The 5,913-nt window shown below is 71.2% G+C and carries 5 protein-coding genes; 3 read left to right on the top strand and 2 right to left on the bottom strand.

Annotation, left to right across the window (positions count from 1 at the left end; translation table 11 throughout):
* On the bottom strand, positions 1 to 2,217 hold the full coding sequence (locus ABD207_RS31125) for a polyribonucleotide nucleotidyltransferase (protein ID WP_344016663.1): 2,217 nt from the start codon (positions 2,215 to 2,217) through the stop codon (positions 1 to 3).
* A gap of 353 nt (positions 2,218 to 2,570) precedes the next feature.
* On the bottom strand, positions 2,571 to 2,858 hold the full coding sequence (gene rpsO / locus ABD207_RS31120) for a 30S ribosomal protein S15 (RefSeq protein ID WP_344006345.1): 288 nt from the start codon (positions 2,856 to 2,858) through the stop codon (positions 2,571 to 2,573).
* 302 nt (positions 2,859 to 3,160) lie between these two features.
* Between rpsO and ABD207_RS31115 the strand changes: the two genes are divergently transcribed.
* From ABD207_RS31115 to ABD207_RS31105, 3 genes are all read left to right on the top strand, one after another.
* On the top strand, positions 3,161 to 3,484 hold the full coding sequence (locus ABD207_RS31115; protein WP_344016662.1) for a DUF397 domain-containing protein: 324 nt from the start codon (positions 3,161 to 3,163) through the stop codon (positions 3,482 to 3,484).
* 756 nt (positions 3,485 to 4,240) lie between these two features.
* Positions 4,241 to 4,405: a hypothetical protein gene (locus ABD207_RS31110; protein WP_344016661.1), complete on the top strand. Its 165-nt coding sequence runs from the start codon at positions 4,241 to 4,243 to the stop codon at positions 4,403 to 4,405.
* A gap of 301 nt (positions 4,406 to 4,706) precedes the next feature.
* Positions 4,707 to 5,913, top strand: a 1,207-nt coding sequence (locus ABD207_RS31105) for an SCO5717 family growth-regulating ATPase (RefSeq protein WP_344016660.1), incomplete at its 3' end; no start/stop codon positions are given.

Genomic DNA, 5,913 nt, shown 5'->3' with positions numbered 1-5,913 from the left:
TCACTTGGCGGCGTCGTCCTTGTTCTCGTCGGAGTTCTCGCCCTCGAGCACGGGGATCAGGGAGAGCTTGCCGCGGGAGTCGATCTCGGCGATCTCGACCTGGACCTTCTGGCCCACGCCGAGGACGTCCTCGACGTTCTCCACGCGCTTGCCGCCGGCCAGCTTGCGGATCTGCGAGATGTGCAGCAGGCCGTCCTTGCCGGGCAGCAGGGAGACGAACGCACCGAAGGTGGTGGTCTTGACGACCGTGCCCAGGTAGCGCTCGCCGACCTCGGGCATCGTCGGGTTGGCGATGCTGTTGATGGTGGCGCGGGCGGCCTCGGCGGAGGGGCCGTCGGCGGCGCCGATGTAGATGGTGCCGTCGTCCTCGATGGTGATCTCGGCGCCGGTGTCCTCCTGGATCTGGTTGATCATCTTGCCCTTGGGGCCGATGACCTCGCCGATCTTGTCGACCGGGATCTTCACGGTGATGATCCGCGGCGCGTGGGGGGACATCTCGTCCGGCCGGTCGATCGCTTCCATCATCACGTCGAGGATGTGGAGGCGGGCGTCCCGGGCCTGCTTGAGGGCGGCGGCCAGGACGGAGGCCGGGATGCCGTCCAGCTTGGTGTCGAGCTGGAGGGCGGTGACGAACTCCTTGGTGCCGGCGACCTTGAAGTCCATGTCGCCGAAGGCGTCCTCCGCACCGAGGATGTCGGTGAGGGTGACGTAGTGGGTCTCGCCGTCGATCTCCTGGGAGATCAGGCCCATGGCGATACCGGCGACGGGGGCCTTCAGCGGCACACCGGCGTTCAGCAGCGACATGGTGGAGGCGCAGACGGAGCCCATGGACGTCGAGCCGTTGGAGCCGAGGGCCTCGGACACCTGGCGGATCGCGTAGGGGAACTCCTCGCGGCTCGGCAGGACCGGGAGCAGGGCGCGCTCGGCGAGGGCGCCGTGGCCGATCTCGCGGCGCTTCGGGGAGCCGACGCGGCCGGTCTCGCCGGTGGAGTACGGCGGGAAGTTGTAGTTGTGCATGTAGCGCTTGCGGGTCACCGGCGAGAGGGTGTCCAGCTGCTGCTCCATGCGCAGCATGTTCAGCGTGGTGACGCCCAGGATCTGGGTCTCGCCGCGCTCGAACAGTGCCGAGCCGTGGACCCGCGGGATGGCCTCCACCTCGGCGGCCAGGGTGCGGATGTCGGTGACACCGCGGCCGTCGATGCGCTTCTTCTCCTTGATCACGCGCTCGCGGACCAGCTGCTTGGTGAGCGCGCGGTACGCGGCGGAGATCTCCTTCTCGCGGCCCTCGAACTCGGGCAGGAGCTTCTCGGCGGCGAGCTGCTTGACGCGGTCAAGCTCGGCCTCGCGCTCCTGCTTGCCGGCGATGGTGAGCGCCTGCGCGAGCTCGGGCTTGACGGCGGCGGTCAGCGCCTCCAGGACGTCGTCCTGGTAGTCGAGGAAGATCGGGAACTCGGCGACCGGCTTGGCGGCCTTGGCGGCGAGGTCCGACTGGGCCTTGCAGAGCACCCGGATGAAGGGCTTCGCGGCCTCCAGGCCGGCGGCGACGACCTCCTCGGTGGGCGCCTCGGCGCCGCCCTCGATGAGCTTGATCGTCTTGTCGGTGGCCTCGGCCTCGACCATCATGATCGCGACGTCGCCGTCCTCCAGGGTGCGGCCCGCGACGACCATGTCGAAGACGGCTTCCTCGAGCTCGGAGTGCGTCGGGAAGGCCACCCACTGGCCGCGGATCAGCGCGACGCGGACGCCGCCGATCGGGCCGGAGAAGGGCAGGCCGGCCAGCTGCGTGGACGCGGAGGCGGCGTTGATCGCCACCACGTCGTACAGGTGGTCGGGGTTGAGCGCCATCACCGTGGCGACGATCTGGATCTCGTTGCGCAGGCCCTTCTTGAAGGACGGACGCAGCGGGCGGTCGATCAGGCGGCAGGTGAGGATGGCGTCCTCGGAGGGCCGGCCCTCACGGCGGAAGAACGAGCCAGGGATCTTGCCGGCGGCGTACATCCGCTCCTCGACGTCCACCGTGAGCGGGAAGAAGTCGAGCTGGTCCTTGGGGTTCTTGGACGCGGTGGTGGCCGACAGCACCATGGTGTCGTCGTCCAGGTACGCGACGGCGGAGCCGGCGGCCTGCTTGGCCAGGCGACCCGTCTCGAAGCGAACGGTGCGGGTGCCGAAGGAGCCGTTGTCGATGACGGCCTCGGCGTAGTGGGTCTCGTTCTCCACTAGCGGTTTCTCCGTTACTTTGTCGTCTTTCGTCCCGTCTGCCCGTGTGGCAGGGGGACGAGTGCGGAGAAGCGCGCCGTGTGTGCGGGCCGGTCTTCGATCGAAGCACCCGGGGTCGATTCCCCGGGGGCCACTACCGAGGACCGGCGGCGGCTGGGTGCGCCTCTCCTCATGCTTGAAGTGCTTGAAGTTCTTGGATCGTGCGGTGTCGTCCGTCTTGCTCTGTGCGTTGTGCTACCACACTACAAAGGAGCGGTGACACTGCGCACGTACAGCGGTACAGCCGCGGCCGCACTGCCGTACAGCAAAGGGAGCGGCCCCCTGGTTCAGGGAACCGCTCCCTTCACGGCGTCCTACTTGGCGCCCGCCGCACCGCGGCGGATGCCCAGGCGGTCGACCAGCGCGCGGAAGCGCTGGATGTCCTTCTTGGCCAGGTACTGCAGCAGCCGGCGGCGCTGACCGACCAGGATCAGCAGACCACGACGAGAGTGGTGGTCGTGCTTGTGGGTCTTGAGGTGCTCCGTCAGATCGGAGATCCGACGGGACAGGAGAGCGACCTGGACCTCGGGGGAGCCGGTGTCACCCTCCTTGGTCGCGAACTCGGCGATGATCTGCTTCTTCGTGGCGGCGTCGAGCGACACTCGTACTCCTCGTAATCTGTGAGTGGCCACCGAGTGCCCCCGGTCTGCTTCTCGGGGGAGCTTCCATGACTCGGAAGGCGGGGATCCGCTGGGCGCGACCTCCAGAGCCTGCGCTCCGGGGGTGCGTACACAAACGGCCGTCACTCAGGGTACCAGGCGGCGGGGGCCCTTCTTGCCGCTTGGTCCACAGCTCGGCAAAACCACCCAGGTGGGACGGGCAGCGCCACTAGGGTGACGCTCGGACGATCGGTACTGCCGGGTACATGAGGTACCCGGGTACGTCGGGAAGGGGTCGCTGCGGCATGGCGGAGACGGCTGAGGAGATCAAGGCGCGCAAGGAACGGGAGAGAGACGAGCTGTACGCCCTCGACATCTCCGGCGTCGAGTGGCACGGCCCGCCCGGCACCTCCCCGGACGAGGAACGGGTGGAGATCGCGTACCTGCCCGGCGGCGCGGTGGCCATGCGGTCCTCGCTCGACCACGACACGGTGCTGCGCTACACGGAGGCGGAGTGGCGGGCCTTCGTGCTGGGGGCCCGGGACGGCGAGTTCGATCTGAAGCCGCCGGGGGACTCGTCGGAGGCTGCGCCGCAGGAGGCGCCGGAGGGCTCGTCGCAGAGCTCCTGATCCGAGCGACCGCCGCACACGCCCGGGAGGCCGTATCGCCTCCCGGGCGACGCATGTCCGGCTCGTACCGCGGTGCCGGGCGAACGCCAGGACCCCCAGTGAGCAGGACCCCCAGCGAGGACGAGCATGCCCGGTACGGCTTCACCGGCCTCCCGGCGCCGGCGTCTCGCCGTGGTGACGGCGGCGGTGATGTGCGGCGTGCTGGCCGGCGGTGCGGGAGCGCGGTCCCTGTCCGGACCGGAGGGCGACGACGGAGGATGCGGGGGCCTGCTGAGGAACAAGCGCATCCGTGCGGCGCTCGGCGACGCCCACGACAGCGGCCTGGGCTGTGCCCGGCTGGGTGCGGAGATCAAGAAGGCGACGACGGTGGCCGGGGCGGCACTCACTGCGGCAGGCACAGGCGATGAAGGACGTCCTCGTCACGGTCGACGAGGAGCTGGAGAGACCGGGCGGACGGGTGGGCCGGCCGTTGTTCACGCCGCTCGCGGAGGCGCTGGCCGGCTGCGCGGCGGACACGGAGGCGATCCTCGGGGTCCGCAGTACGGAGTACGTGTTCAGCGGCCCGCCCGCCGAGCCGGCCTGGCAGGACGACGAGGGGTGTGCACATGTCCGTGCCGCGCACCGTGCTGCTGCGGGTCGCGCGCGTGCTGTCCGAGGAGCCCGCGGCCTGTGTCGCCTTGCGGCAGGCGGCAACCCGCCGGGCGGCAGAGGCCCTTGCCGCGGCGGAGCCCGGCTCTCGTCGGCTCCTGGCGGCGGATGCTGCTCAGCCAGCGCGCCTCGCTCGTGGAGCAGAGCGCCGTCATGGCCGGCGTCCGGGGGAAGGCCGCGGGGCTCGACCCCACGGTGCACAGGTTGCTGCGGAAGGAATCCCTCGACGCCTCTTCCGGCGCGCGGGAGCGCGCACTGCGCGAACTGGACTGACGGCAAAGCGCCGCAACGCGCCCGAAGTTGGGCGCGGTATGGCGGTTCTTGTCCGGTTCTCTTATGTCTTGTGCCCTGCGGCGGTGGGGTGTTGGCGAGGTCGGTGGCTGTTCACGGAGCTGTGCCGGGGCTGTGACGGGCCTGCCGGTGCGCCTGAAGTGGTGACTAGGGTGGGATCGGGCGTGGTCGGTCCTGCAATCGGACGAGACGACCACGCGGCAACCTCGAACAACTTCCGACGACGACAAGATGCTGGTCGCACGGCGCGGCGTGCGGGTGCTCGACCACACCAGGAGGAACTGTGAGCAGCGATCGGGACGGGATCCGCGGGGGCTGGGCGACACCCGGCGATGACCAGCCCGACGCGGAGTCCGCCGTCGAGGCGACGGGCGAGTTCACCATCGACTACGCGCCGCCGGCCTGGTACACGCAGAACGCGTCGGGATCGTCGGCGTCGGAGGGCTCGTCCGCCTCTGCTACGGGGGAGGCTTCGGATTCCGTGTCCACAGCGCCTTCCGAGCCTGCTGCCGATGCCGACGGGTCGCCTTCGGACAGCGCTGAGCCTGCCGCTCCGGTGCCGCCCGTTCCGGGGCTGACGCCGCCGCCCGCGGTGAGTTCCCCGGAGCCCGCAGTAAATCCGGCGCCGGGGGCGCCTTTTGCCTCGCCCGCGCCCGCGCCTGCTTCCGGTGCACCCTTCACTCCGCCCGTGCCGCCTCCCGGGGTGCCGGGGGTCGTGCCCAAGCTGCCGGTGGGGTTCGAACCGCAGCAGCCGCAGGGGGAGGGTCAGATGAACGGGGGGTCTTCGTCGTCCCCGTCGGCGCCGGAGGCCCCGGTCGCCGGGACCGAGCCCGGGGTGACCGATCCCGGCAACGGTGACCTGGAGAGCGGTGCCACGATCCGGTTCTCCGCCGCCGCGCTGAAGCGGGAGTTCGCGCGGCGGGACGCCGAGGCGGCGGGCGAGGAGAGCCCGTCCAGGGACGGCGGGACCGAGGACGCCGGCGTTCCGGCAGCGGGCCGGCTCAAGACCGAGGCCGAGCACGGCGATTCGGACGCCGCCACCGCTGACGTCGGCGGCGAGGGCCCGCAGGCCCCGGCGGCAGAGGCGGAGCGGGACGACGAGGGCTCCGGTGAGACGGAAGCCTCGGCGGTGGACGCTCCGGAAGCGGGGGCGGACTCCGTGGACGACGCAGACGCGGAGAGCCGGCCGGAGGCGCCGGAAGCGGAGGTTGAGGCCGAGGCCGAGGGCGGCGCGGCAGCGGAGGCGGAGGCCTCCCCGGAGGAGGCCGCGGCCGGCGAGAGCGCCGAGGACGCGGTGGCCGGGCCGGCTGAGCCCGAGGACGCGGCGCGCGAGGAGGAGCCCCGGGACGCCGTGCCCGAGGATCCCGTACCCGCGGACGCAGTACCCGCAGACGCGGTGCCGGCCGATGCCACGCCCGCCGCTGCGGCACCGGCCGATACCGCACCGGCCGGACCCGAGCCCGAGGACGCCGAGCCGGCGAACGCCGCCG

The organism is Streptomyces thermospinosisporus, assembly GCF_039526425.1.
In the GTDB taxonomy this organism is placed as follows: Bacteria; Actinomycetota; Actinomycetes; order Streptomycetales; family Streptomycetaceae; genus Streptomyces; species Streptomyces thermocarboxydovorans.
The sequence above is the reverse complement of the archived record's forward strand: the minus strand, read 5'-3'. Positions and strand labels throughout refer to the sequence as shown.